This window comes from Pseudomonas sp. SID14000 (assembly GCF_002165135.1).
Lineage (GTDB): Bacteria > Pseudomonadota > Gammaproteobacteria > Pseudomonadales > Pseudomonadaceae > Aquipseudomonas.
Genome location: NZ_NFZQ01000018.1, coordinates 15581 through 40585, shown reverse-complemented (window position 1 = coordinate 40585; position 25005 = coordinate 15581). Strand labels below are relative to the sequence as shown.

The window sequence follows — 25005 nt, the reverse complement described above, 5'->3', positions numbered from 1 at the left end:
GCTATGCGCCTGAAGTGGCTGACCAATTTCAACACCCTGTTGCTGGTAACCGTGTGCATCGCCCTGGGCGCCACCTTGTGGTGGTCGCAGCGGGCTCTGGAGCGCCCCTACCAGCTGATGGAACGCTACCTGGGCCTGTCCCAGCAATTCCAGAACCAGGCGGCCCGCAATATCCAGGCGTACCTGGGCAGCGGCGATGCCCTGCGCCACGCCGCAGCGATGCAGGCCATCCAACAGCTGCAGGCCGAGCTGGCCGAGTGGCCCGGCGAACTGGCCGACAAACTGCGCCCCAGCCTGGACAGCCTGCAGGCCTTTACCGGCGAAGAGCTGCTGGCCGCCGGCAAGCTGGCCGGCGACCCGCAAGCCCTGCTGCTGCAGGCCGAGCGGGAACTGGGCGCCAACTTCGAACAACTGGCAGGCTACGCCCGTGACAGCGGCAGCGCCGACGCCAACCGCTACCTGACACCGCTGCTCGACGCCACCGTGCACCTCGGTCGCCTGTCGCTGGCCCGGGACAAGCTGGTCAGCAGCGCCCGCCCGGAACTAGCCGACGAAGTGGAGCGCGAGCTGCAACTGATCCGCGCCCAGGCCCAGACGATCGATGCCTTGCCCTTGCTGGGCGTGACCCGTGCCGCCGAATCCGGTGCCAACGACTTCGCCGCGATGATGGGCCTGGAAAGCCAGGCCAACGCCCGGCAGGAAGACTTGGCCGTTGGCCTCAAGCGCGAACTGCAGAGCCTGCTCAGCCGCTACCCGGCCGAACTGCAACGCACCCGCGTACAGATCGAGCGCCGCGTTGCCCTGGCCGCCAGCACCGGCCAGCGCCTGGAGGCCGTGCAGCAGGCCATCGCGGCGCTGGAGCCCGAGGTGCGCGGCCAGCACGCGAAAATTGCCGCCGAAGTGCGCATCATCCAGGGCCTGATGATCGGCCTGATCCTGCTTATCGCCCTGCTGATCGATACCTTGCAACGCCGCCTGGCGCGCACCCTGACCGGCCTGGCCCCGGCCCTGTCGCGCTGGGCCGAGGGTGACTTCGCCGAGGCCATTGCCATGGGCAAGACCAACCGTGAACTGCGCGACATCCAGGAGTCACTCAACTGCCTGCGCCACTACCTGGTGGAGCTCGTCGGCACCATCCGCCACAACGCCGAACAGGTGGCTGGCAGCAGCCACGCCCTGGCTGGCATGAGCGCCGCCCTGCACGACGGTGCCGAACGCCAGGCGGGCGACACCGGGCAGATTCGCGATGCCCTGGGTGAACTGGAAGCGACCATCCTTCAAGTGGCCGGCGACGCCAGCGCCGCCGCCGACGCCAGCCGCGATGCCGGGCGTGCGGTTGAGCAGGGCCAGGCGGTGATCGGCCAAAGCCTGTCGGGCTTGCGTGAGCTGGTCGATGAAGTGCAGGGCAACGCCCGCATGATCGAACAACTGGCGGAAGAGTCGGCCACCATCGGCGGCGTGCTGACGGTGATCCGGTCGATTGCCGAGCAGACCAATCTGCTGGCGCTGAATGCCGCAATCGAAGCGGCCAGGGCCGGTGAGATGGGCCGTGGATTTGCCGTGGTGGCCGATGAGGTGCGTTCGCTGGCGCAGCGCACCACCGGGGCTACCGGCGAGATTCAGGCCTTGATCGACCGCTTGCAGCAGGCAGCCAGAAGTTCGGTGGCCGGGATGCGCGCGCAGCTCGAACATGCTGAGGCCACGGCCAACCAGGCCCAGGCGGCGGATGGGGCGCTGGACGAGATTGTCTGTGCCATTCGCACCATTTCGGATACTGCGGTGCGGATTGCCGATGTCACGGCGCAGCAGAGCGGTGCCGTGAGTGAGATTCGCGACCACAGCGAGCGGATTCATGAGTTGGGTGAGGACAACCTGCAGCGCATTGGCGAGGGACGTGAGCAAGGCGAGCAGTTGCTGAGTCTGGGGGGGGAACTGAACCGGGCGGTGCGGGAGTTCAGGGTTTGAGCAGGCAGGGGCTCGCCATGATATGTGCGGTGCCTGGGAGATCGAGCGCCGCCCGCGCGGCGCTTCGCGGGACAAGCCCGCTCCCACATCTGTTTCGGGCCAGTTACTCCTGTGCCAGGTGGGTTGCAGCCTTGGTGCATGGCTGGAGATTGATTAAAAGCTGCGATGCAACCTTGGATATCGAAAGGAACAGACAAAGCGGATAGAGGTGACCTCACAGGAGTAACTGGCCCGAAACAGATGTGGGAGCGGGCTTGTCCCGCGAAGCGCCGCGCGGGCGGCGCTCGATCTCCCAGGCACCACACATGCCATGCCAAGAGCTATTGGCCCCAACCTGCACCAACTCCGCTATCATGCCCAGCACGTTCCACCTCGCGAGTCCGCCATGCGCCGCCTGTTTTTCCTGCTGTTCCTGCTGCTGGCCAGCCCTGCCTTCGCCACGGGCCTGCTCGACAACCGCCCCAGCGCCACCCTCGGCGCAGCTTCGCTGGCCAACAACGCCGACTTCCTGCCGGTACACGAGGCCTTCAAGCTCAGCCTGGTCCAGGCCGATGCGCAAACCATCAAGCTGCGCTTCGTCGCCACCGATGGCTACTACCTGTACCGTCACCGCTTCCAGTTCCGCACCGAACCGGCCGACATTGCCCTGGGCACGCCGAACATCCCCAAGGGTGAGGCCAAGCACGATGAGTTCTTCGGCGATGTCGAGGTGTACCACGGCGTGCTCGATATCGAGTTGCCGCGCAACGACCCGCGTGCCTTCACCTTGCTGGTCGGCTACCAGGGTTGCGCCGACAAAGGCCTGTGCTACCCACCGGAAACCGCACGCCTGAGCATCGATGGCGAAGGCGGAGCAAGCACCCCGGCCACCAGTGAACATGCCTGGACCTGGAAGTCGCTGCTGCTGTTCTTTCTCGCCGGGGTCGGCCTGACCTTCACCCCCTGCGTGCTGCCGATGCTGCCGATCCTCTCCGGCGTGGTGCTGCGTGGCCAGGCCGGTGGCCTGCGCGGGCTGGCCCTGTCGCTGGCCTACGTGCTACCGATGGCAGCCAGCTTCGCGATACTCGGCGCCCTGATGGGACTGTTCGGCGCCGGCCTGAACCTGCAGGCGCGCCTGCAGTCGGCCTGGGTGCTGGTGCCTTTCGCGCTGTTCTTCGTGGTATTCGCCCTGGCCATGTTCGGCGTGTTCGAACTGAAACTGCCGCAGGCCCTGAGCAACCGCCTGAACAACGTTGCCAGCCACACCCGGGGCGGCTCGCTGCTAGGCGCGGCAATACTGGGCGTACTCTCCAGCCTGCTGGTTTCGCCGTGTGTGTCGGCGCCCCTGGCAGGTGCGTTGTTGTACATCAGCGCCAGCGGCGATGCCTTGGGTGGCGCACTCAAACTGTTCGCCCTGGGCCTGGGCATGGGCGCGCCGTTGCTGCTGGTGGCCACCGGTGGCGCGGCCTGGCTGCCGAAAAGCGGCCCTTGGCTGAACACGGTGAAAAACGCCATCGGCGTCCTGCTGCTGGGCTTGGCCATCGGCTTGCTCAGCCGCGTGCTGCCAGGTCCGCTGACTTTGCTGTTGGTCGGTTTCCTCGCCGCTGGCGTGGCATTGTTCCTCGGCGCACTCGAGTTCGTCGTCAAGACCGCGCGCCAGCGCCTGGCCCAACTGCTCGGCCTGGCCCTGCTGGTGTACGCCCTGGCGTGCTGGTACGGCGCCCTCAGCGGCCAGGGCGACCCGCTGCGCCCATTACCGCCGGCGACCCCGTTGGCCGCCGGCAACGGCACGGCGGTGCAAGCAGATAGCTGGCAGACCATCACCACTCCCGCCGCACTGGATGCTGCCCTCGCCCAGGCCAAGGCGGCCGGCCAGCCGGTACTGCTGGACTGGTACGCCGACTGGTGCATCAGCTGCAAGGTGATCGAGCGCGAGGTGCTCACCGCGCCGCAGGTACAAACGCAACTGGCCGGGTTCAAGCTGCTGCGATTTGACATCACCGAGAGCAATGCCGAACAACGCAGCCTGCTCGACCGCTACCAGCTGTTCGGCCCTCCCGCCTTGTTGTTCTTTGCTGAAAACGGTAGCGAAATAACCGCTGATCGAGTCATTGGCGAGATAAATGCCAGTGAATTTGCGCAAATTCTGACACGCGTGCGCGGCAAAGTCGGTCTATAACTTCCCGCGAGCTGTGATAAATCCTCAAATCAGTGACCAAATTTAATTATTTGGTCACATACTTCGCGCGAACCTCGGACATCGTGCTGGCTATTGCCGGGAACTGGACACTTGCCGTCGCTTTACGGCACACTCGCCGCGCTGTGTCGAATTGCCCTACAAATCCAAGGAATCCGCAGATGGCAACGCTACTGGTGCTCCACGGCCCCAACCTCAACTTGCTCGGTACCCGCGAGCCTGGCCACTACGGCGCCGTGACCCTGGCCCAGATCAACCAGGACCTGGAGCAACGTGCCCGCGCCGCAGGCCACCATCTGCAGTACCTGCAGAGCAACGCCGAATACGAACTGATCGACCGCATTCACGCCGCACGCAACGAGGGTGTGGACTTCATCCTGATCAATCCGGCTGCTTTCACCCACACAAGCGTCGCATTACGTGACGCATTGCTTGCGGTGAGCATCCCATTCATCGAAGTGCACCTGTCCAACGTGCATAAACGCGAACCGTTCCGCCACCACTCCTACTTTTCCGATGTTGCCGTAGGGGTGATCTGCGGCCTGGGCGCCAGCGGTTATCGCCTGGCCCTGGAGTCCGCGCTGGAACAACTGGCTGCCAACGCACAGCCCAAATGATGAAAACCCTGGCCTCAGTGGGCCAGGGTTCGAGAGAAACGTTTCAGATACGTTTTTTTATATTTCGCCCCCTGACCGAACCTTTGGGAGTTGATGATTAATGGATATCCGTAAAGTCAAGAAACTGATCGAGCTGCTGGAAGAGTCTGGCATCGACGAACTGGAGATCAAGGAAGGCGAAGAGTCGGTCCGTATCAGCCGTCACAGCAAGACTCCAGCTGCCCAGCAGTACTTCGCACCGGCTCCGGTAGCCGCTGCCCCTGCTGCTGCCCCGGTCGCCGCCGCTGCCGCTCCGGCCGCTGAAGCCGCTGCCGCTGCCCCGGCCCTGAAAGGCACCGTGATCCGCTCGCCGATGGTAGGTACCTTCTACCGCAAGCCTTCGCCGACCTCGCCGAACTTCGCTGAAGTTGGCCAGACCGTGAAGAAAGGCGACACCCTGTGCATCGTCGAAGCCATGAAGATGATGAACCACATCGAAGCCGATGTTGGCGGTGTCATCGACGCCATCCTGGTAGAAGACGGCCAGCCGGTTGAGTTCGACCAGCCGCTGTTCACCGTCGTTTGAATCGCGGAGAGCCAACGATGTCTGGGAAGCTCGAAAAAGTCCTGATCGCCAACCGCGGGGAAATTGCCCTGCGGATCCTGCGTGCCTGCAAAGAGCTGGGTATCAAGACAGTCGCCGTGCACTCCACCGCCGACCGTGAACTGATGCACCTGGGCCTGGCAGACGAGTCGGTCTGCATCGGCCCTGCATCGTCCAAGGATTCCTACCTGCATATCCCGGCGATCATCGCTGCCGCCGAAGTGACCGGCGCCACCGCGATCCACCCGGGCTACGGCTTCCTGGCCGAAAACGCCGACTTCGCCGAGCAGGTGGAAAAATCCGGTTTCGCCTTCATCGGCCCGAAAGCCGACACCATTCGCCTGATGGGCGACAAGGTTTCGGCCAAGGACGCGATGATCAAGTCGGGCGTACCGACCGTGCCGGGCTCCGACGGCCCACTGCCGGAAGATGAAGAAGTCGCCCTGGCGATTGCCCGTGACGTCGGTTACCCGGTGATCATCAAGGCCGCCGGTGGCGGTGGTGGTCGCGGCATGCGCGTGGTGCACAAGGAAGAGGACCTGATTGCCTCGGCCAAGCTCACCCGTACCGAAGCCGGTGCAGCCTTCGGCAACCCGATGGTTTACCTGGAGAAGTTCCTGACCAACCCACGCCACGTGGAAGTACAGGTACTGTCCGACGGCCAGGGCAACGCCATCCACCTGGGCGACCGCGACTGCTCGCTGCAGCGCCGTCACCAGAAGGTACTGGAAGAAGCGCCAGCCCCGGGGATCGACGAGAAAGCCCGTCAGGAAGTGTTCAAGCGCTGCGTCGATGCGTGCATCGAGATCGGCTACCGTGGTGCGGGTACTTTCGAGTTCCTGTACGAGAACGGCCGCTTCTACTTCATCGAGATGAACACCCGCGTGCAGGTTGAACACCCGGTGTCGGAAATGGTGACCGGTATCGACATCGTCAAGGAGATGCTGAGCATCGCCGCTGGCAACAAGCTGTCGTTCCGCCAGGAAGACGTGGTCATCCGTGGCCATGCGCTGGAGTGCCGTATCAACGCCGAAGACCCGAAGAAGTTCATCCCGAGCCCAGGCAAGGTGAAGCACTTCCACGCCCCGGGCGGCAACGGCGTGCGTGTGGACTCGCACCTGTACAGCGGTTACTCGGTTCCGCCGAACTACGACTCGCTGATCGGCAAGCTGATCACCTACGGCAAGGACCGCGACGAAGCCATGGCGCGCATGCGCAATGCCCTGGACGAGATCGTCGTCGACGGTATCAAGACCAACATCCCGCTGCACCGCGACCTGGTGCGTGATGAAGGTTTCTGCAAAGGTGGCGTCAACATTCACTACCTCGAGCACAAACTGGCTAGCCAGGAGTGATCGTGTAGTGTGATGTACCGAAAACCCCGGACTTGTTCCGGGGTTTTTTATGGGTCACTGGTTTGGCAGAAGTCCTGTAGGAGCAGCCTTGTGCTGCGAAGAGGCCATTACTACCCACACAAATTTGTTGCCCATGCCGGCCCTTTCGCAGCACAAGGCTGCTCCTGCCGGTCTGCGTTACTCAGCCCTTCATCCGCGGCATCTCGATGTGATGCTCATGAACCCGCCGGTACAAGGTCGCCCGCGATATCCCCAATGCGCGCGCCGCATCGGCCGGCTTCCAGCGATGGCGGATCAGTGCATCCAGCAACAACTGCCGCGCCGGGCACGACACCCCGCTTTCAGCCGAGCCAACCGCTTCCCCCCGCACCTCCTGCGGCAGGTCCTGCAACTGCACCCGCCCGCCATCACTCACCGCACAGGCATAGCGCAACACCTGCCGCAGCTGGCGCAAGTTCCCCGGCCAGCGGTAAACCAGCAGCGCCTGCAGCGCATCATCCGCCAACACCACCTCGACCCCGCAGGCCTCGGCCTCCTCGGCCAGCAACTGGTGAATCAACCCCAAGCGGTCCTCACGCTCGCGCAGCGGCGGCAACTCGAAGCGGGCATTGGCCAGGCGGAAGTACAGGTCCTCACGAAAACGCCCATCCTCCACCATCGCCGCCAAATCGCGGTGGGTCGCGCAAATAACCTGGATATCCACCCGCGCCCGCCGCGCCGCGCCCAGCGGCGCCACTTCACCCTCGGCCAGCACGCGCAGCAACCGGGTTTGCAGGTTCAGCGGCATGTCGCCGATTTCGTCGAGGAACAGCGTGCCGCCATCGGCCTGCTGCAACAGCCCCTGCATGCCTTTGCTGGAAGCCCCGGTGAAGGCCCCGGCCACATAACCGAACAGCTCGCTCTCGATCAGGCTTTCCGGAATGGCCGCGCAGTTCAGGGTGACGAACGGGCCATCGCGACGCAGGCTTTGCTGATGCAACTGGCGGGCGAACACCTCTTTGCCGGCCCCGGTCTCACCCTGCACCAGCACCGCCAGGTTGCAGTCCTTGACCCGTGTGGCCAGCCGCAAGTGCTGCTCGATGCGGGCATCCTGGGCCTGGTGCAACGGCTGTGCACGCTGGCGCTGGCGGGGTGCGCTGACCCGGCCGTACAGCCCACCCAAGCCCGGCAGGCGTTGGGCGGACGATGCATTCACGCGGCGCAGCTGGTCCATGTCGAACAGCTCACCAATGTGCTCGGGCAATCGCCCCAACTGCTCCACCAGCCGCTGGCGCGCCAGGCTGTTGATCGCCTGCAGGCGGCCATCGGCATCCCAGGCCAGCAGGTAGTCGGGCTGGCTTTCCACATAACCCGGCGTGCCATGGGCACGCATAACCCAATGGCCCTGGGCGCTGTGCATGAAGAAGGCGTTCTCGATCTCGCGGGCAGTCTGCTCGACCAGTTGGCGGATCAGGTGCTGGCTGCGGCGGTCGTCCGGCGACTGCAAGGCCGAAACATCCACCACGCCCAGCAGCTCGCCCAGCGGGTCGAACACTGGTGCCGCCGTACAGGTCAGGCCAATGAACGCAGCGCGGAAATGGTCACGCTTGTGCACCGTCACCGGGGCCTTGCTGGTCAACACCGCCGCCACGCCGCAGGTGCCCTCCTCGCCCTCCGACCAGCAGGTGCCCAGGTACAGCCCGGCCTTGCGGCAGTCGTTGCGGATGGCCGACTCGACCCGGTAATCGATGGTACGCCCCAGGGCATCGGTGAGCAGCACGCAATAGTCGGCACCGCGTACTCGCTCATGCAGGCGGGCCACGGCATCGCTGGCGATGCGCAGGAACAGTTCGGCGCGTTCGCGGCATTCGTTGAGCAAGCTTTGGGACAGGATGCGCGGCCCCTGCTGGGACCCAGGGTCGAGGCGGTACAGCTCCATGGAACGGCGCCATGAATCGAGGATCAGCGGTGGCACCGGCACCTGCGGCAGGCGGTCGGCATTCTTCAACACCCTGCTGACGCAGTCGACATGGGCTCTGGAGTTCGCGGCAAGCATTCAGGCCCTCCGGTTCTCGTTGCTGTTTTTGTCGTTGTCCGGCCATTAAGCGCTTCCGGGCATGCCCCGACAAGCACTGCGTGATTACCGGCCGGCTTGAGACGCAGCGTCTCAGCGTCTCGGCAACGTCGGCCCCGGGCTGGCACCGGGCGTCTCGCCAGCCCAACCATCAGCCTCTGCCGAAGCGCAAGAAAACCTCTCTATTGCGGGCACTTCAGCCAATTCAGAAGAAGCTGGCACCGTGCTTGCTCCTGCCCTGGCAAACAAAAATATGAGGTGCGCCATGCCGCTACCCGCCCCGATCGTCGGGATCATTGCCAACCCTGCCTCTGGCCGCGACCTGCGCCGCCTGACCGCCAACGCCGGGCTCTATTCGAGCACCGACAAGGCCTCGGCGATCCAGCGTCTGCTCGCCGCCTTCGGTGCCACCGGCATCGGCCAGGTGCTGCTGCCCAGCGACATGACCGGTATCGCCGCCGCCGTGCTCAAGGCCAGCCTGGGCCCGGCAGCCCGTGACCAGCACTGGCCGACCATCGAAATACTTGACTTGCCGCTGACCCAGACCGTTGCCGATACCCGCCTGGCCACCCGCCGCATGGTCGAGCGCGGTGTGGCGATGATCGCCGTGCTCGGCGGTGACGGCACCCACAAGGCAGTGGCCGCCGAGGCCGGTGACGTACCACTGCTGACCTTGTCCACCGGTACCAACAATGCCTTCCCCGAACTGCGTGAGGCCACCAGCGCCGGCCTGGCCGGCGGCCTGCTTGCCGGCGGTCGGGTGCCAGCCAGCATAGGCCTGCGCCGCAACAAGCGCCTGCTGGTGAAGGTGCCCGAGCAGCGAATTGCCGAATGGGCCCTGGTGGAGGTGGCGGTGTCGCCCCAGCGCTTCATCGGCGCTCGGGCCCTCAGCCGCAGCGAGGACCTTTGCGAAGTCTTCGCCTGTTTCGCCGAACCCCATGCCATCGGCCTCTCGGCCCTGTGCGGCCTGTGGTGCCCGGTCTCGCGCCAGGAGCCGCATGGCGCCTGGGTACGCCTGAACCCCGGTGCCGAGCAGGCATTGCTGGCGCCACTGGCACCCGGCCTGCTGCAAGGCTGCGGCATCACCGCCAGCGGCCCGCTGACGCCCGGTGTCGCCCACCGCCTGAGCCTGGCCAGCGGCACCCTGGCGCTGGACGGCGAACGCGAAATCGAATTCGCCGAGCACGACACCCCCACCATCACCCTCGACCACCAAGGCCCGTTGAGCGTGGAAGTCGAGGCCGTCCTGGCGCATGCCGCCCGTCATCACCTGCTGGCCGTACCGCGCGGCCACCGGTTGCACCCTGCAAACCCGTGTTGAGACAACCCTGGAGAACAACAAGATGTCCAATCAACTCAGTACCGAACAATTGCTGCATGCCTATGAAGTGATGCGCACCATCCGCGCCTTCGAAGAACGCCTGCACGTGGAGTTCGCCACCGGCGAGATCCCCGGCTTCGTCCACCTGTATGCCGGCGAGGAGGCTTCCGCTGCCGGGGTCATGGCCCACCTGCGCGACAGCGACTGCATCGCCTCGACCCACCGTGGCCACGGCCATTGCATCGCCAAGGGCGTGGATGTGTACGGCATGATGGCCGAAATCTACGGCAAGAAAACCGGCGTGTGCGGTGGCAAGGGCGGCTCGATGCATATCGCCGACCTGGAAAAAGGCATGCTCGGCGCGAACGGCATCGTGGGTGCCGGTGCACCGCTGGTGGCCGGGGCCGCACTGGCGGCCAAGATCAAGGGCAACGACGATGTGTCGGTCGCCTTCTTCGGCGATGGCGCTTCCAACGAAGGCGCCGTATTCGAAGCCATGAACATGGCGTCGATCATGAACCTGCCGTGCATCTTCGTGGCCGAGAACAACGGCTACGCCGAAGCCACCGCCTCGACCTGGTCGGTGGCCTGCGACCATATCGCCGACCGTGCTGCCGGTTTCGGCATGCCAGGCGTCACCATCGACGGTTTCGACTTCTTTGCCGTGTACGAGGCTGCCGGCGCAGCCATCGAACGCGCACGCTCCGGGCAAGGCCCGTCGCTGATCGAGGTCAAGCTCAGCCGCTATTACGGCCATTTCGAAGGCGATGCCCAAACCTACCGCGCCCCCGATGAAGTGAAGAACCTGCGCGAATCCCGCGACTGCCTCATGCAGTTCCGCAACAAGACTACCCGTGCCGGCCTGCTTACAGCCGAGCAACTGGACGCCATTGATGCTCGCGTCGAGGACCTGATCGAAGACGCCGTGCGCCGCGCCAAGTCCGATCCCAAGCCGCAGCCCGCCGACCTGCTCACCGACGTCTACGTCGCCTACCCCTGAGCCGCGGATTACAAGAACAACAGGAGAACCACCATGGCAAGAAAGATCAGCTACCAGCAGACCATCAACGAAGCCCTGGCCCAGGAAATGCGCCGCGACAACACGGTGTTCATCATTGGCGAAGACGTCGCCGGCGGTGCCGGCGCCCCCGGCGAGGATGACGCCTGGGGTGGCGTGCTGGGCGTGACCAAGGGCCTGTACCATCAGTTCCCGGGGCGCGTGCTCGACGCGCCGCTGTCGGAAATCGGCTACGTCGGCGCCGCCGTCGGTGCTGCGACCCAGGGCCTGCGCCCAGTGTGCGAGCTGATGTTCGTCGACTTCGCCGGCTGCTGCCTGGACCAGATCCTCAACCAGGCCGCCAAGTTCCGCTACATGTTCGGCGGCAAGGCGGTCACCCCACTGGTGATGCGCACCATGTACGGTGCCGGCCTGCGCGCGGCGGCCCAGCACTCGCAGATGCTCACCTCGCTGTGGACGCACATTCCCGGCCTGAAGGTGGTCTGCCCGTCCTCGCCGTACGATGCCAAGGGCCTGTTGATACAGGCGATCCGCGACAACGACCCGGTGATCTTCTGCGAGCACAAACTGCTGTACAGCATGCAAGGCGAAGTGCCGGAAGAGGTCTACACCGTACCCTTCGGCGAAGCCAACTTCCTGCGCGATGGTGACGACGTAACCCTTGTGACCTACGGCCGCATGGTGCATGTGGCACTGGAGGCCGCCAACAACCTGGCTCGCCAGGGCATCGACTGCGAGGTGCTGGACCTGCGCACCACCAGCCCGCTGGACGAAGACAGCATTCTGGAAAGCGTGGAAAAGACCGGCCGCCTTGTGGTGATCGACGAAGCCAACCCACGCTGCTCCATGGCCACCGACATTAGCGCGCTGGTGGCGCAGAAGGCCTTCGGTGCGCTCAAGGGCCCGATCGAGATGGTCACCGCCCCGCACACCCCGGTGCCGTTCTCCGATGCCCTGGAAGACTTGTACATCCCTGACGCGGTGAAGATCGAGGCTGCGGTACGTAAAGTGATCGAAGCCGCGAGGAGTGCCGCATGAACCAGATCCATACCCTGACAATGCCCAAGTGGGGCCTGTCGATGACCGAGGGTCGGGTAGACACCTGGCTCAAGCAGGAAGGTGACGAGATCAACAAGGGCGACGAGGTGCTGGACGTCGAGACCGACAAGATCAGCAGCAGCGTCGAGGCGCCGTTCAGCGGTGTGCTGCGCCGTCTGGTAGCCCAGCCCGATGAAACCCTGCCGGTTGGCGCGCTGCTGGCGGTAGTGGTTGAAGGCGAAGCCGATGAGTCTGAGATCGATGCCGTGGTCCAGCGCTTCCAGGCCGAGTTCGTCGCCGAGGGTGGCGCCGACCAGGCCCAAGGGCCAGCGCCGCAGAAGGCGGAGGTGGGCGGTCGCCTGCTGCGCTGGTTCGAGTTGGGCGAAGGCGGCACGCCGCTGGTGCTGGTGCACGGTTTTGGTGGTGACCTGAACAACTGGCTGTTCAACCACCCGGCGTTGGCAGCCGAACGGCGAGTGATCGCCCTCGACCTGCCGGGGCATGGTGAGTCGGACAAAATCCTGCAACGTGGCGACCTGGATGAACTGAGCGAAACCGTACTGGCCCTGCTCGACCACCTGGACATCGCCAAGGCCCACCTGGCCGGCCACTCCATGGGTGGCGCGGTCAGCCTGAACGTGGCGCGCCTGGCACCGCAGCGGGTGGCCAGCCTGAGCCTGGTGGCCAGCGCCGGGCTGGGCGAGGCGATCAACGGGCAGTACCTGCAAGGCTTCGTCGCTGCCGCCAACCGCAATGCCCTCAAGCCGCAGATGGTGCAGCTGTTTGCCGACCCGGCATTGGTCACCCGGCAGATGCTGGAGGACATGCTCAAGTTCAAGCGCCTGGAAGGGGTGGACGAAGCGTTGCGCCTGCTGGCATCGGCCATCGCCGACGGCGACCGGCAGCGCCACGACCTGCGCGGGGTGCTGGGGCAACACCCGGCATTGGTGGTGTGGGGCGGCAAGGACGCGATCATCCCGGCCAGCCATGCCGAAGGGCTGGAGGCTGAAGTGCTGGTGCTGCCTGAGGCCGGGCACATGGTGCAGATGGAAGTGGCCGAACAGGTCAACCAGCAACTGCTCGCGTTCCTGCGCAAGCACTAAGCCCTTTCCGTGAGCCTGGAGAAAGACAATGAACGACCTGAGCCATACCCACATGCGCGCCGCCGTCTGGCATGGCCGCAATGACATTCGCGTCGAACAGGTGCCCTTGCCGGCCGACCCTGCGCCCGGTTGGGTACAGATCAAGGTGGACTGGTGCGGCATCTGCGGCTCCGACCTGCACGAATATGTCGCCGGCCCGGTATTCATCCCGGTGGAGGCACCGCACCCGCTGACCGGCATCCAGGGCCAGTGCATCCTCGGCCATGAGTTCTGCGGTCAGATCGCCAAGCTGGGCGAAGGCGTGGAAGGTTTTGCGGTCGGTGACCCTGTGGCTGCGGACGCCTGCCAGCATTGCGGCACCTGCTACTACTGCACCCACGGCCTGTACAACATCTGCGAACGCCTGGCCTTCACCGGCCTGATGAACAACGGCGCCTTCGCCGAGCTGGTCAACGTGCCCGCCAACCTGCTGTACCGGCTGCCACAGGGCTTCCCGGCAGAGGCCGGGGCACTGATCGAGCCGCTGGCGGTGGGCATGCATGCGGTGAAAAAGGCCGGTAGCCTCCTTGGCCAGACCGTGGTGGTGGTCGGCGCCGGCACCATCGGCCTGTGCACCATCATGTGTGCCAAGGCAGCGGGGGCGGCGCAGGTGATCGCCCTGGAAATGTCCTCGGCGCGCAAGGCCAAGGCCAGAGAGGTTGGCGCCAGCGTGGTGCTGGACCCCAGCCAGTGCGACGCCCTGGCGGAAATCCGCAAGCTGACTGCCGGGCTGGGAGCGGATGTGAGTTTTGAATGTATCGGCAACAAGCACACGGCCAAGTTGGCCATCGACACCATCCGCAAGGCGGGCAAGTGCGTGCTGGTGGGCATCTTCGAAGAACCCAGCGAGTTCAACTTCTTCGAACTGGTGTCCACCGAAAAACAGGTGCTGGGGGCGCTGGCTTACAACGGTGAGTTTGCCGATGTGATTGCCTTTATCGCTGACGGCAGACTGGACATCCGCCCGCTGGTGACCGGGCGGATCGGGCTGGAGCAGATTGTCGAGCTGGGCTTTGAAGAACTGGTGAACAACAAGGAGGAGAACGTGAAGATCATCGTTTCGCCGGGCGTGCGCTGATTGCATCTCAAAGGCTAAACGGAACCTGTGGGAGCGGGCGTGCCCGCGAAGCAGGCGACGCGGTGCCTGGCACCGGCTTCGCCGGTGTTCGCGGCTAAAGCCGCTCCCACAGGTATTGCGCAAAGCTGAAAGTCACCGCTGGACCTGTGGGAGCGGGTTTACCCGCGAAGAAGACCACGCGCTGCATGGCACCGGCGTCGCCGGTGTTCGCGGGCACGCCCGCTCCCACAGGGACCGTGCCAGCTTTTCGATGCAGTGCAGGCTCGAGCGCTGCGCCAGCACGTGCGTTCGCTGTTTCAGGATCCCATTCTGCGTCATACTCGGCAGACTTTTTGCCCGGTTCTCGCCATGCGTCCACTGCTCCCCATCACCCTGGTCCTGCTGCTCGCCGCCTGCGGCGATGGCGAATCGCTGCTCCCGCCTGACGCGCGCCTGCCTGACGGTGGGCGGTACCGGGGGCAGGTGGTCGATGGCCTGCTGCAAGGCGAGGGCCGGATCGACTACCCCAACGGCAGTTGGTACGCCGGCAGCTTCAAGGATGGCCAATGGCACGGCCAGGGCGAGTGGCACGGCCGCAACGGCGAGGTGTACCGTGGCCAGTTCGCCGCCGGGCTGTTCCAGGGCCTGGGTGAGCTGACCACCCCGGGCAGCCACTATGCCGGCACCTTCAGCCACGGCCGCCGCGACGGCGAAGGTACCCTTAAGCAAGCCGACCAGACCTACCGCGGCCAGTTCAAGGACGACCTGTACGAAGGCGCCGGCGAGTTGGAGCTGGCCGACGGAAGCCGCTACCAGGGCCTGTTCGCCAAGGGCAAACCCAATGGTGCCGGGGTACGCAGCGACGCCAGCGGCAACCAGTTCAGCGGCCACTTCATCAATGGCCAGCTGGAAGGCAGCGGCACCTACGACAGCGTCGATGGCGAGCAATACATCGGCGAGTTCAAGGACAACCGCCTGGAGGGCCGTGGCCGTTACGAAAACGCCGATGGTGATGTATGGATCGGTGAGTTCAAGGACGGCTCGCTGGTCGGCGAAGGCGAACTGCTGGGCAGCGACGGCAGCCACTACAAGGGCACCTTCGCCGACTGGCGCCTGTCGGGCCAGGGCAGCCTGCAACTGGCCGACGGCAGCAAGTACATCGGCGGCTTCCTCAACGATGCCTACCATGGCCGTGGCCGGCTGATCCTGGCCAACGGCAAGGTCGAAAGCGGCACCTGGAGCAACGGTGTGCGCATACGCGACCAGAACGGCAAGCTGTTGCCCGACCCGCTGGACCTGGCTTTGCTCAATCAGGGCCGGCTGCTGGACGAGGCGCTGGCACGGGTACCGCGCTCGGCACCAGCGGTCCAGCTATACAGCCTGGTGGTGGCCGGCGATGGCCAGCAGAGCGTGTTCCTGCGCGAAGCCGACTACGTCAGCAACATGCTCAAAGTGCGCTTTGGCGCCCGTGGCCAGGTGACCTTGGTCAACCACCGCGACCAAATGACCACCCGCCCCATGGCCACACGCGAGAACCTCACCCGCGCCGCCCGCACCCTGGCCGAGCGCAGCGGCCCCGAGGACCTGGTGTTCATCTACCTCACCAGCCATGGCAGCCAAGACCACCAGCTGGTGCTCGACCAGCCGCGCCTACAGCTGGCCGACCTGTCCGCCGATGAGCTGGCAAGCGCCCTGGCCCCGCTGAAAGACCGCGACAAGGTCATCGTCATATCCGCCTGCTATTCAGGGGGCTACATCGCACCGCTCAAGGATGAGCGCACGGTGATCATGACCGCCGCCCGAGCCGACCGCGTGTCCTTCGGTTGCTCGGAAGAAGCCGATTTCACCTACTTTGGCGATGCCCTGTTCGCCGAGGGGCTGAACCAGACCGACGACCTGAAACAGGCGTTTGAACTGGCGCGAGCCAGCGTTGCCGAAAGAGAACAGAGGGAAGGTTTCGAGGCCTCCGAACCGCAGCTGTGGGCGCCGCCGAGAGTACTTGAGCACTGGCAGCAGCTGCGCCGGCAACAGGCCGAAGAAGCGTTGCGTAACGCCGCACAGGCCAACATGGGGGAACAGGCGAAAATGCCCGGCAGCCACTAAGCTTGTGTGTAACAAGGGAGAGACATCATGTATTTGACGCCTCAGCATGTCCTGCTTGCCGGTGCCACGGGTCTGACAGGTGAACACCTGCTCGACCGCCTGCTCAACGAGCCCACCATCACCCGCGTACTGGCGCCTACCCGCCGGCCACTGGCCGAGCACCCGCACCTGGAAAACCCGGTCGGCGACCCGGCGGTGTTTCTCCCGCAGCTGGCCGGGCGGGTCGATATCGCCTTTTGCTGCCTGGGCACCACGCTGAAGCAGGCCGGCTCCGAATCGGCCTTCCGTGCGGTAGACCTGGACATGGTAGTGGCGTTCAGCAAGCGTGCCCGGGAGATGGGTGCGCGACATCTGCTGGTGGTCAGTGCACTGGGCGCCGACCCGAAATCGTCGATTTTCTACAACCGGGTCAAGGGCGAGATGGAAGAGGCACTCAAGGCCCAGGATTGGCCGCAGCTGACCATCGTGCGGCCATCGTTGCTGCTGGGCGAGCGGATCCAGCCGCGGCTCGGGGAAAAGCTGATGTCGCCGTTTTCCAGGCTGATACCCGGGAAATATCGTGGGATCGAGGCTTGTACCTTGGCCCGGGCGCTGTGGCGGCTGGCGCTTGAGGAGGAAGACGGGGTGCGGATCGTGGAGTCGGATGAGTTGCGCAGGTTGGGCAAAAAATAGCCTTCACCTGTCAGGGCCTCTTCGCGGGTAAACCCGCTCCCACAGGAGTTGCACTATCTCAAGACTGGTGCAATACCTGTGGGAGCGGGTTTACCCGCGAAAGGGCCCTCACAACCCACCGGTGGCCTGAAAACCAATACCGGCCGCAGTGAGCAACGACAACGGCAGCAACAGGGTATCGAGCAGCATGCTCCCGGGCAGGTCCAGCCCCGGGTACGCCGGGGCATCAGCCCCATAATGATCACGCGGACAACACCCGCCATTGATCACATACAAATCCAGCCGGGTACCGGCATACACCACCGGCGCCCCGGGCTTGTTGGCATCCAGCGTGCGCACCGTGGCGCAGCCACCGAGCAGCACCAGCGCCAGCACACCCGCCAGCGTTCGCTTCAATCATCCACCCCGAAGTGGTGCTCACCCCAACGCGGCAACATATCCTGGGGAATGTTCAGCAGGTTGAGAATGCGCGCCACGACAAAGTCGACTAGGTCGTCGATGGTCTGCGGCTGGTGATAGAAGCCCGGCGACGCCGGCAGGATCACCGCGCCCATTTGCGACAGCTTGAGCATGTTCTCCAGGTGGATGGTGGAGAATGGCGCTTCGCGGGGCACCAGGATCAGCTGGCGACGCTCCTTGAGGGTGACGTCGGCAGCACGTTCGATCAGGTTGTTGCAGGCACCGGTGGCAATCGCCGACAAGGTGCCGGTGGAACAGGGTACCACCACCATCGCCGCCGGGGCGCCGGAGCCCGAGGCCACCGGGGACATCCAGTCTTCCTTGCCATACACGCGAATCTGCCCGTCGGCAGCGCCGGTGTATTCGGTGAGGAAGGCCTGCATCGCCTGCGGCTTGGCCGGCAGCACCACGTCGGTCTCGGTGGCCATCACCAGTTGCGCAGCCTTGGAGATCAGGAAGTGCACCTCGCGGTCCTCACGCACCAGGCAATCGAGCAGGCGCAGGCCATACTGGGCGCCAGAGGCGCCCGTCATGGCCAGGGTGATGCGCTCCGGCCCGCTCACTTCAGGGCCTCGGCCAGCTTGCCGTGCAGGCCGCCGAAGCCGCCGTTGCTCATGATCACTACATGGGTGCCTGGGCGAGCCTGGCCCTTGACCCGCTCGATGATCGCTTCGAGGCTGTCGGCCACCACGCTGGGCACTTTGCATTGCGCGGCGGTGGCAGCCAGGTCCCAGCCAAGGTTGGCCGGGGCGTACCAGATCACCTGGTCGGCGTCGTTGACGCTTTCCGGCAGGCCGTCACGGTGAGCACCGAGCTTCATCGAGTTGGAGCGCGGCTCGATCACCGCGATCACCGGGGCCTCGCCAACGCGCTTGCGCAGGCCGTCGAGGGTGGTGGCGATGGCGGTCGGGTGGTGGGCGAAGTCATCGTAGATGGTCACGCCTTGCACTTCGGCAACCTTCTCCATGCGCCGCTTGACGCTCTTGAAGGCGCTCAGCCCTTCGATGCCCATGGCCGGCACCACGCCCACATGGCGTGCTGCTGCCAGGGTAGCCAAGGCGTTGGCAACGTTGTGCTGGCCGGTCAGCGCCCAGTCCACCACGCCCTGCACTTCGCCGTCGAACAGCACTTCGAAGCGCGAGCCATCGGGGCTGAGCAGGCGGGCTTGCCATTGGCCACCTTCACCGGTGGTCTGCACCGGGGTCCAGCAGCCCATGCCGATCACCCGCTCCAGCGCCAGCTCGGTGGTGGGATGGATGACCAGGCCTTCGCTGGGGATGGTGCGCACCAGATGGTGGAACTGCCGCTCGATCGAGGCCAGGTCGGGGAAGATGTCCGCGTGGTCGAACTCAAGGTTGTTGAGGATCGCCGTGCGTGGGTGGTAGTGGACGAACTTCGAGCGCTTGTCGAAGAAGGCGCTGTCGTACTCGTCGGCTTCGACCACGAAGAACGGCGTATCGCCCAGGCGCGCCGACACCGAGAAATTCTGCGGCACACCGCCGATCAGGAAGCCCGGGCTCATGCCGGCGTGCTCCAGCACCCAGGCCAGCATGCTGCTGGTAGTGGTCTTGCCGTGGGTACCGGCAACGGCCAGCACCCAGCGGCCCTGCAGCACGTGGTCAGCCAGCCACTGCGGGCCGGAAACATAGGGCAGGCCCTTGTTCAGCACGTACTCCACCGCCGGGTTGCCACGCGACATGGCGTTGCCGATGACCACCAGGTCTGGCGCCGGGTCCAGCTGCGCCGGGTCATAGCCTTGGGTCAGCTCGATGCCCTGGGCTTCGAGCTGGGTGCTCATCGGGGGATAGACGTTGGCGTCAGAGCCAGTGACGCGGTGGCCAAGTTCCTTGGCCAGCACCGCCAGCGAGCCCATGAAAGTGCCGCAAATACCGAGAATGTGAATATGCATGGTCGACCTCGCAAAACATCGAGGCAGGGTAGCCCAGGGCGCGATAAATCGCACCAGATGTTTCGCTCAGTCGGCCCTGGTGATGCCGTGTTTGCGCAGTTTTCGATACAAGGTATTGCGGCTGATGCCCAAGTGCTCGGCGACACGGGTGAGGTGCCAGTGTTTTGCCTCTAGCGTCTCCAACAATGCTTGCCGCTCCGCATCCTGTAGGAGCGGCCTTGTGTCGCGATCGGGCTGCACAGCAGCCCTGGCGGTTTGAGCTGCGCGGTTGAGATCCTGGGGCGGCTCTGCGGCCCATTCGCGACACAAGGTCGCTCCTACAAGGGCCGGCGTGTTGCGAACAATGGCGGGGAGATCAGGGAACATGATCCGGGAGTCTTCGCAAAGTGCCACCAGCGTACGCAGCACGTTGCGCATCTGCCGCACGTTGCCCGGCCAGGCGAAGTCGAGCAGTGCCTGTCGCGCCCTGGGCTCGATATCGATCGGTTCTCCCTGTGCCTCCTGACGCAGCAGAAAATCCAGCAACTGCGCCTTGTCACTGCGCTCGCGCACTGCCGGCAATGCCACCTCCAGGCCATTCAGGCGGTAATACAGGTCCTCGCGGAAACTGCCCTGCTCCACCCGCTCCAGCAGGTCACGGTGGGTCGCGCTGACGATGCGCACGTCGACTGCCTGCGGCTCGCCACCGATCGGTACCACCTGGCGCTCCTCCAGCACTCGCAGCAGGCGGGTTTGCAGGGCCAGTGGCATGTCGCCGATCTCGTCCAGCAGCAAGGTGCCGCCGTCAGCCTGCAACAGCTTGCCGCGCATGCCTTCCTTGCGCGCACCGGTAAAGCTGCCGCCGCGGTAGCCGAACAGTTCGCTCTCGATCAGGCTCTCCGGGATCGACGCGCAGTTGATGGCGACGAACGGCTTGCTACGCCGCTCGCTGGCCTGGTGCACAGCCTGGGCGAAGGCCTCCTTGCCACAGCCGGTCTCGCCGCGCAGCAGCAGCGGCACATCGCGCTCGAACACCCGTACGCTACGGCGGAAGTCGTTCTGCAAGGCCGGGTCGAGCAGACAGATTAGCGGCTCCGCTTGCCGCACGGGGCGCGGCTGGGCGGCTGGCACCGACCACACCGGTGCGCGCGCCTGGCCACGCAGGCTGGCGAACACCTGGCGCCCGTCCAGGGTATGCAGCGGCCAGGCCGTGCTGCCTGCGGGCGTGGCGCGGCTGAACAGTTCGTCGTGGCTGCAGGCAAAAAAGCGTTCCAGCGGTTTGCCCAGCACGCCACCGCGCACCGTGCCCAGCAGGTTCAGCGCGCTCTGGTTGGCGGCGCAGATGCGCCCGTCACCGTCGAACGCCAGCAGGCCTTCGCTGAACAGGCCGACCGACTCGGCTTGCAGGTGGAAACGCAACAGCCATTGCTGTTCGAAATGGCGCAGGAAGTAGCAGCTTTCGATCATCTTCGCCGACAGGTTGACCAGGGCCATGGTATGGAACTGACTCTGCCGGGAAACATCAGGCCGTGCCGAAGACACATCCAGCACCGCCAGCAACTCGCCATGCGGGTCGAACACCGGGCTGGCCGAGCAGGTCAGGCCAGTGTGGCGACCACGGAAGTGCTCGTTCTGGTGAATGGTCAGCGCCTGGCGCTCGACCAGGCAGGTGCCGATGCCGTTGGTGCCCTCCCGCGCCTCGCTCCAGTCAGCGCCCAGCCACAGCCCGGCGCGCTCGAAACTGCGCCGCTCGGTCGGCGCGCTGACGCAATTAAGGATCACCCCACGGGCATCGGTCAGCAGCACCGCATGGCCAGCTCCCGAAAGCTGCTGGTGCAGGCTGTTCATTTCATGGTCGGCAATCTGCAGCACCTGCCGCAGACGCTCGCGGCTTTCCAGCAGGCGCCCGTGTTCGAGCACCACCGGGGCCTCGATCACCGACGGGTCGAGGTGGTAGTCCTCCAGGCAGCGCAGCCAGGAGCGGGCGATGGACGGGTCACTGCCGCCCTCCCCGGCCCCACCATGGGCGACGGTATGGACTTGCTGGGCATGGCGACTGAAATGATTGCTCTGCATTGTTGTAGTTCTCCGCAGATAGAGAGTCCCGCCAGCATCCTCCACCCGGGAAGGCTTTGCAATGCACCCTCCGGTTACGTGTCGCAAATGGCACAAAGTGTCACGCCCGCGCGTACCGGCACTGGCACAGTGACCGTTGGCCAGGCCCTTGGAACCGAGCCAAGCCCTTGATTTGCCTGATACTCGAAACGCTGGCCCAACCTTTGCTCTACGCTTTCCAACTCCCTAACAAACACAATAGCCAGGAGACACACCATGCGTTACGCACATCCCGGTACCGAAGGCGCGAAGGTTTCCTTCAAGAGCCGCTACGGCAACTACATCGGTGGTGAGTTCGTTCCTCCGGTAAAGGGTGAGTACTTCACCAACACCTCTCCGGTGAACGGCCAGCCGATCGCCGAATTCCCCCGCTCCACTGCCGAAGACATCGAAAAAGCCCTGGATGCCGCCCATGCCGCTGCCGACGCCTGGGGCCGCACCTCGGTACAGGACCGCTCCAACGTCCTGCTGAAGATCGCCGACCGTATCGAACAGAACCTCGAACTGCTTGCCATTACCGAGACCTGGGACAACGGCAAGCCGGTCCGCGAAACCCTCAATGCCGACATCCCGCTGGCGGTCGACCACTTCCGCTACTTCGCCGGCTGCATCCGCGCACAGGAAGGCGGCGCCGCGGAAATCAACGAAGGCACCGTGGCCTACCACATCCACGAGCCACTGGGCGTGGTCGGGCAGATCATCCCGTGGAACTTCCCGATCCTGATGGCCGCCTGGAAACTCGCCCCGGCCCTGGCCGCCGGCAACTGTGTGGTGCTCAAACCGGCCGAGCAGACTCCGCTGGGCATCACTGTGTTGCTGGAAGTGATCGGTGACCTGCTGCCAAAAGGCGTGCTCAACGTGGTGCAAGGCTATGGCCGCGAAGCAGGTGAAGCCCTGGCCACCAGCAAGCGCATCGCCAAGATCGCCTTCACCGGCTCGACCCCGGTGGGCTCGCACATCATGAAGTGCGCCGCCGAGAACATCATCCCCTCCACCGTCGAGCTGGGCGGCAAGTCGCCGAACATCTACTTCGAAGACATCATGCAGGCCGAGCCGAGCTTCATCGAGAAGGCGGCCGAAGGCATGGTGCTGGCGTTCTTCAACCAGGGCGAAGTGTGCACCTGCCCGTCGCGCGCGCTGGTACAGGAGTCGATCTACCCGCAGTTCATGGAAGCGGTAATGAAGAAGGTGCAGCAGATCAAGCGCGGCGACCCGCTGGACACCGACACCATGGTCGGCGCCCAGGCTTCGCAACAGCAGTTCGAGAAGATCCTGTCGTACCTGGAGATTGCCGAGAAGGAAGGCGCCGAACTGCTGACCGGCGGCAAGGTAGAGAAACTGGAGGGCTCGCTGGCCACCGGTTACTACATCCAGCCGACCCTGCTCAAGGGCAACAACCGCATGCGCGTGTTCCAGGAGGAGATCTTCGGCCCGGTGGTCAGCGTCACCACCTTCAAGGACGAAGCCGAAGCGCTGGCGATTGCCAACGACACCGAGTTCGGCCTGGGTGCCGGCGTGTGGACCCGCGACATCAACCGTGCCTACCGTATGGGCCGTGGGATCAAGGCTGGCCGGGTATGGACCAACTGCTACCACCTGTACCCGGCGCATGCCGCGTTCGGTGGCTACAAGAAGTCGGGGGTCGGGCGTGAGACCCACAAGATGATGCTCGACCACTATCAGCAGACCAAGAACCTGCTGGTGAGCTACGACATCAATCCGTTGGGCTTCTTCTAATCCGCGTCGCCTTCTTCGCGGGTAAACCCGCTCCCACAGGTACTGCGCCTGCTTAAGGTGCTGTACACCCCCTGTGGGAGCGGGTTCACCCGCGAAACGGCCAGGCCTGCTTACACAAAACCCAGAGCGGCAACCGTGCACCAACAGCTCTGGCTCGCTTCCTGCACTAACTATCACCATCGGTCCGGAACCCGTCCGGCCACCAAGAAAAACAACAGGTGAAACTATGCCAAGCGATCATTCCGCCGGCTCGCCGGCAGGCTCTTCCGTCGACTTCGAAAAAGTCGGCTCGGACTATTTCCAGCAACGTGAACTGAAAAAAGGCGCCGCCGGCTGGGTCCTGCTGGTCGGCCTGGGCGTGGCCTACGTCATCTCCGGCGACTATGCCGGCTGGAACTTCGGCCTGGCCCAGGGCGGCTGGGGCGGTATGTTCCTCGCCACCCTGCTGATGGCCACCATGTACCTGTGCATGTGCTTCTCGCTGGCCGAACTGTCGTCGATGATCCCCACCGCAGGCGGCGGCTATGGCTTTGCCCGCAGCGCCTTCGGCCCCTGGGGCGGCTTCCTCACCGGGACGGCGATCCTCATCGAGTACGCCATCGCCCCCGCCGCCATCGCAGTGTTCATCGGCGCCTACTGCCAGTCACTGTTCGGCATCGGCGGCTGGATGATCTACCTGGCGTTCTACATCGTGTTCATCGGCATCCACATCTTTGGCGTGGGTGAGGCGTTGAAGCTGATGTTCATCATCACCGCCATCGCCGCCATCGCCCTGGCCGTGTTCCTGGTGAGCATGGTGCCCCATTTTGATGCAGCCAACCTGTTCGACATCACCAAAACGGACGCTGTGGGCGCCAGCAGCTTCCTGCCGTTCGGCTATGTCGGCGTGTGGGCGGCCATCCCCTACGCCATCTGGTTCTTCCTCGCCGTAGAGGGCGTGCCACTGGCCGCCGAAGAAACCAAGAACCCCAAACGCGACCTGCCTCGCGGCCTGATCGGCGCCATGCTGGTGTTGCTGGCCTTCGCCCTGCTGATCCTGGTGGTCGGCCCCGGCGGTGCAGGCTCCGAAGCACTGAAAGCGTCCGGCAACCCGCTGGTAGAAGCCTTGTCCAAGGCCTACGGCGGTAGCACCTGGATGGGCGGCTTCGTCAACCTGGTCGGCCTGGCCGGGCTGATCGCCAGCTTCTTCTCGATCATCTACGCCTATTCCCGGCAGATCTTCGCCCTGTCGCGCGCCGGCTACCTGCCGCGCAAGCTGTCGGAAACCAACAAGAGCAAGGCTCCGGTACTGGCCCTGATCATCCCCGGCATCATCGGCTTTGCCCTGTCGCTGACTGGCCAGGGTGACTTGCTGATCCTGGTGGCGGTGTTTGGTGCCACCCTGTCCTACGTGCTGATGATGGCTGCACACATCACCCTGCGCATCCGCCGGCCGAAGATGGAGCGCCCGTACCGCACCCCCGGTGGCATCTTCACCTCGGGCCTGGCACTGGTACTGGCCTGCATCGCCGTAGTCGCCGGTTTCCTGGTCGACCCACGGGTGGTAATTGGCGCCGCGGTGATCTATGCGGTATTAATTGCCTACTTTGCTTTCTACAGCCGCCACCACCTGGTCGCGGGCACACCGGAAGAGGAATTCGCCGCGATCCAGAAGGCCGAAGAGGCCCTGCACTGATCGCCGCCACCCGCCGCGGGGCAACCCGCGG

19 protein-coding genes are annotated in these 25005 nt (G+C 64.7%); 14 read left to right on the top strand and 5 right to left on the bottom strand.

Translation table 11 applies throughout. The features are described from left to right. Positions 1-3: 3 nt before the first annotated feature. The 5 genes from CAY82_RS22530 to accC all read left to right on the top strand — a co-directional run bounded on the left by CAY82_RS22530 (position 4) and on the right by accC (position 6696). Complete coding sequence (locus CAY82_RS22530) at positions 4-1965, top strand: methyl-accepting chemotaxis protein (protein WP_087503126.1); 1962 nt, start codon at positions 4-6, stop codon at positions 1963-1965. A gap of 385 nt (positions 1966-2350) precedes the next feature. Further along, a complete protein-coding gene (locus CAY82_RS22525) occupies positions 2351-4123 on the top strand; it encodes a protein-disulfide reductase DsbD (RefSeq protein ID WP_087503125.1) in 1773 nt (590 codons plus the stop codon). A gap of 179 nt (positions 4124-4302) precedes the next feature. Beyond that, positions 4303-4758, top strand: a complete 456-nt coding sequence (gene aroQ, locus CAY82_RS22520; protein WP_003255330.1) for a type II 3-dehydroquinate dehydratase — start codon at positions 4303-4305, stop codon at positions 4756-4758. A 100-nt stretch (positions 4759-4858) separates the two neighbouring features. Then, positions 4859-5323, top strand: coding sequence for an acetyl-CoA carboxylase biotin carboxyl carrier protein (gene accB, locus CAY82_RS22515; protein WP_087503124.1), 465 nt, complete (start codon positions 4859-4861; stop codon positions 5321-5323). Positions 5324-5340: 17 nt separating this feature from the next. Then, complete coding sequence (gene accC, locus CAY82_RS22510; protein ID WP_046615992.1) at positions 5341-6696, top strand: acetyl-CoA carboxylase biotin carboxylase subunit; 1356 nt, start codon at positions 5341-5343, stop codon at positions 6694-6696. A gap of 181 nt (positions 6697-6877) precedes the next feature. On the opposite strand, the gene CAY82_RS22505 is transcribed toward accC, so the two are convergent. Next, entirely contained in the window at positions 6878-8731 is a 1854-nt protein-coding gene (locus CAY82_RS22505; RefSeq protein ID WP_087503123.1) for a sigma-54-dependent Fis family transcriptional regulator, read from the bottom strand. Between the two features lie 283 nt (positions 8732-9014). On the opposite strand from CAY82_RS22505, the gene CAY82_RS22500 reads away from it, so the two are divergent. From CAY82_RS22500 to CAY82_RS22465, 7 genes are all read left to right on the top strand, one after another. Further along, positions 9015-10070, top strand: coding sequence for an NAD(+)/NADH kinase (locus CAY82_RS22500; RefSeq protein WP_087503122.1), 1056 nt, complete (start codon positions 9015-9017; stop codon positions 10068-10070). Between the two features lie 22 nt (positions 10071-10092). Next, positions 10093-11070, top strand: coding sequence for a thiamine pyrophosphate-dependent dehydrogenase E1 component subunit alpha (locus CAY82_RS22495; RefSeq protein ID WP_087503155.1), 978 nt, complete (start codon positions 10093-10095; stop codon positions 11068-11070). Between the two features lie 33 nt (positions 11071-11103). After that, complete coding sequence (locus CAY82_RS22490; RefSeq protein ID WP_087503121.1) at positions 11104-12126, top strand: alpha-ketoacid dehydrogenase subunit beta; 1023 nt, start codon at positions 11104-11106, stop codon at positions 12124-12126. After that, a complete protein-coding gene (locus CAY82_RS22485; RefSeq protein ID WP_087503120.1) occupies positions 12123-13229 on the top strand; it encodes an acetoin dehydrogenase dihydrolipoyllysine-residue acetyltransferase subunit in 1107 nt (368 codons plus the stop codon). Before CAY82_RS22490 ends, CAY82_RS22485 begins: the two co-directional genes overlap by 4 nt. Before the next feature lie 52 nt (positions 13230-13281). Continuing rightward, positions 13282-14346 carry a 2,3-butanediol dehydrogenase gene (locus tag CAY82_RS22480; RefSeq protein WP_256576327.1) on the top strand — a complete coding sequence of 355 codons (1065 nt, stop codon included), beginning with the start codon at positions 13282-13284 and terminating at the stop codon, positions 14344-14346. 348 nt (positions 14347-14694) lie between these two features. Further along, positions 14695-16428, top strand: a complete 1734-nt coding sequence (locus CAY82_RS22470; protein ID WP_087503118.1) for a C13 family peptidase — start codon at positions 14695-14697, stop codon at positions 16426-16428. A 27-nt stretch (positions 16429-16455) separates the two neighbouring features. Further along, positions 16456-17100: an oxidoreductase gene (locus CAY82_RS22465; RefSeq protein ID WP_087503117.1), complete on the top strand. Its 645-nt coding sequence runs from the start codon at positions 16456-16458 to the stop codon at positions 17098-17100. Between the two features lie 108 nt (positions 17101-17208). Here CAY82_RS22465 and CAY82_RS22460 read toward each other — a convergent pair whose 3' ends face one another. The 4 genes from CAY82_RS22460 to CAY82_RS22445 all read right to left on the bottom strand — a co-directional run bounded on the left by CAY82_RS22460 (position 17209) and on the right by CAY82_RS22445 (position 21523). Beyond that, positions 17209-17496 carry a YceK/YidQ family lipoprotein gene (locus CAY82_RS22460; RefSeq protein WP_087503116.1) on the bottom strand — a complete coding sequence of 96 codons (288 nt, stop codon included), beginning with the start codon at positions 17494-17496 and terminating at the stop codon, positions 17209-17211. After that, positions 17493-18122, bottom strand: coding sequence for a flavin prenyltransferase UbiX (gene ubiX / locus CAY82_RS22455; protein ID WP_087503115.1), 630 nt, complete (start codon positions 18120-18122; stop codon positions 17493-17495). Before ubiX ends, CAY82_RS22460 begins: the two co-directional genes overlap by 4 nt. Beyond that, positions 18119-19468 carry a UDP-N-acetylmuramate:L-alanyl-gamma-D-glutamyl-meso-diaminopimelate ligase gene (mpl, locus tag CAY82_RS22450; protein WP_063911089.1) on the bottom strand — a complete coding sequence of 450 codons (1350 nt, stop codon included), beginning with the start codon at positions 19466-19468 and terminating at the stop codon, positions 18119-18121. The genes ubiX and mpl overlap by 4 nt, the downstream gene beginning before the upstream one ends. Positions 19469-19534: 66 nt before the next feature. Next, positions 19535-21523, bottom strand: a complete 1989-nt coding sequence (locus CAY82_RS22445) for a sigma-54-dependent Fis family transcriptional regulator (protein WP_087503114.1) — start codon at positions 21521-21523, stop codon at positions 19535-19537. A gap of 255 nt (positions 21524-21778) precedes the next feature. On the opposite strand from CAY82_RS22445, the gene CAY82_RS22440 reads away from it, so the two are divergent. Continuing rightward, positions 21779-23299: an aldehyde dehydrogenase family protein gene (locus CAY82_RS22440; RefSeq protein WP_087503113.1), complete on the top strand. Its 1521-nt coding sequence runs from the start codon at positions 21779-21781 to the stop codon at positions 23297-23299. A 226-nt stretch (positions 23300-23525) separates the two neighbouring features. Continuing rightward, positions 23526-24974, top strand: a complete 1449-nt coding sequence (gene eat / locus CAY82_RS22435) for an ethanolamine permease (RefSeq protein WP_087503112.1) — start codon at positions 23526-23528, stop codon at positions 24972-24974. Positions 24975-25005: the final 31 nt, after the last annotated feature.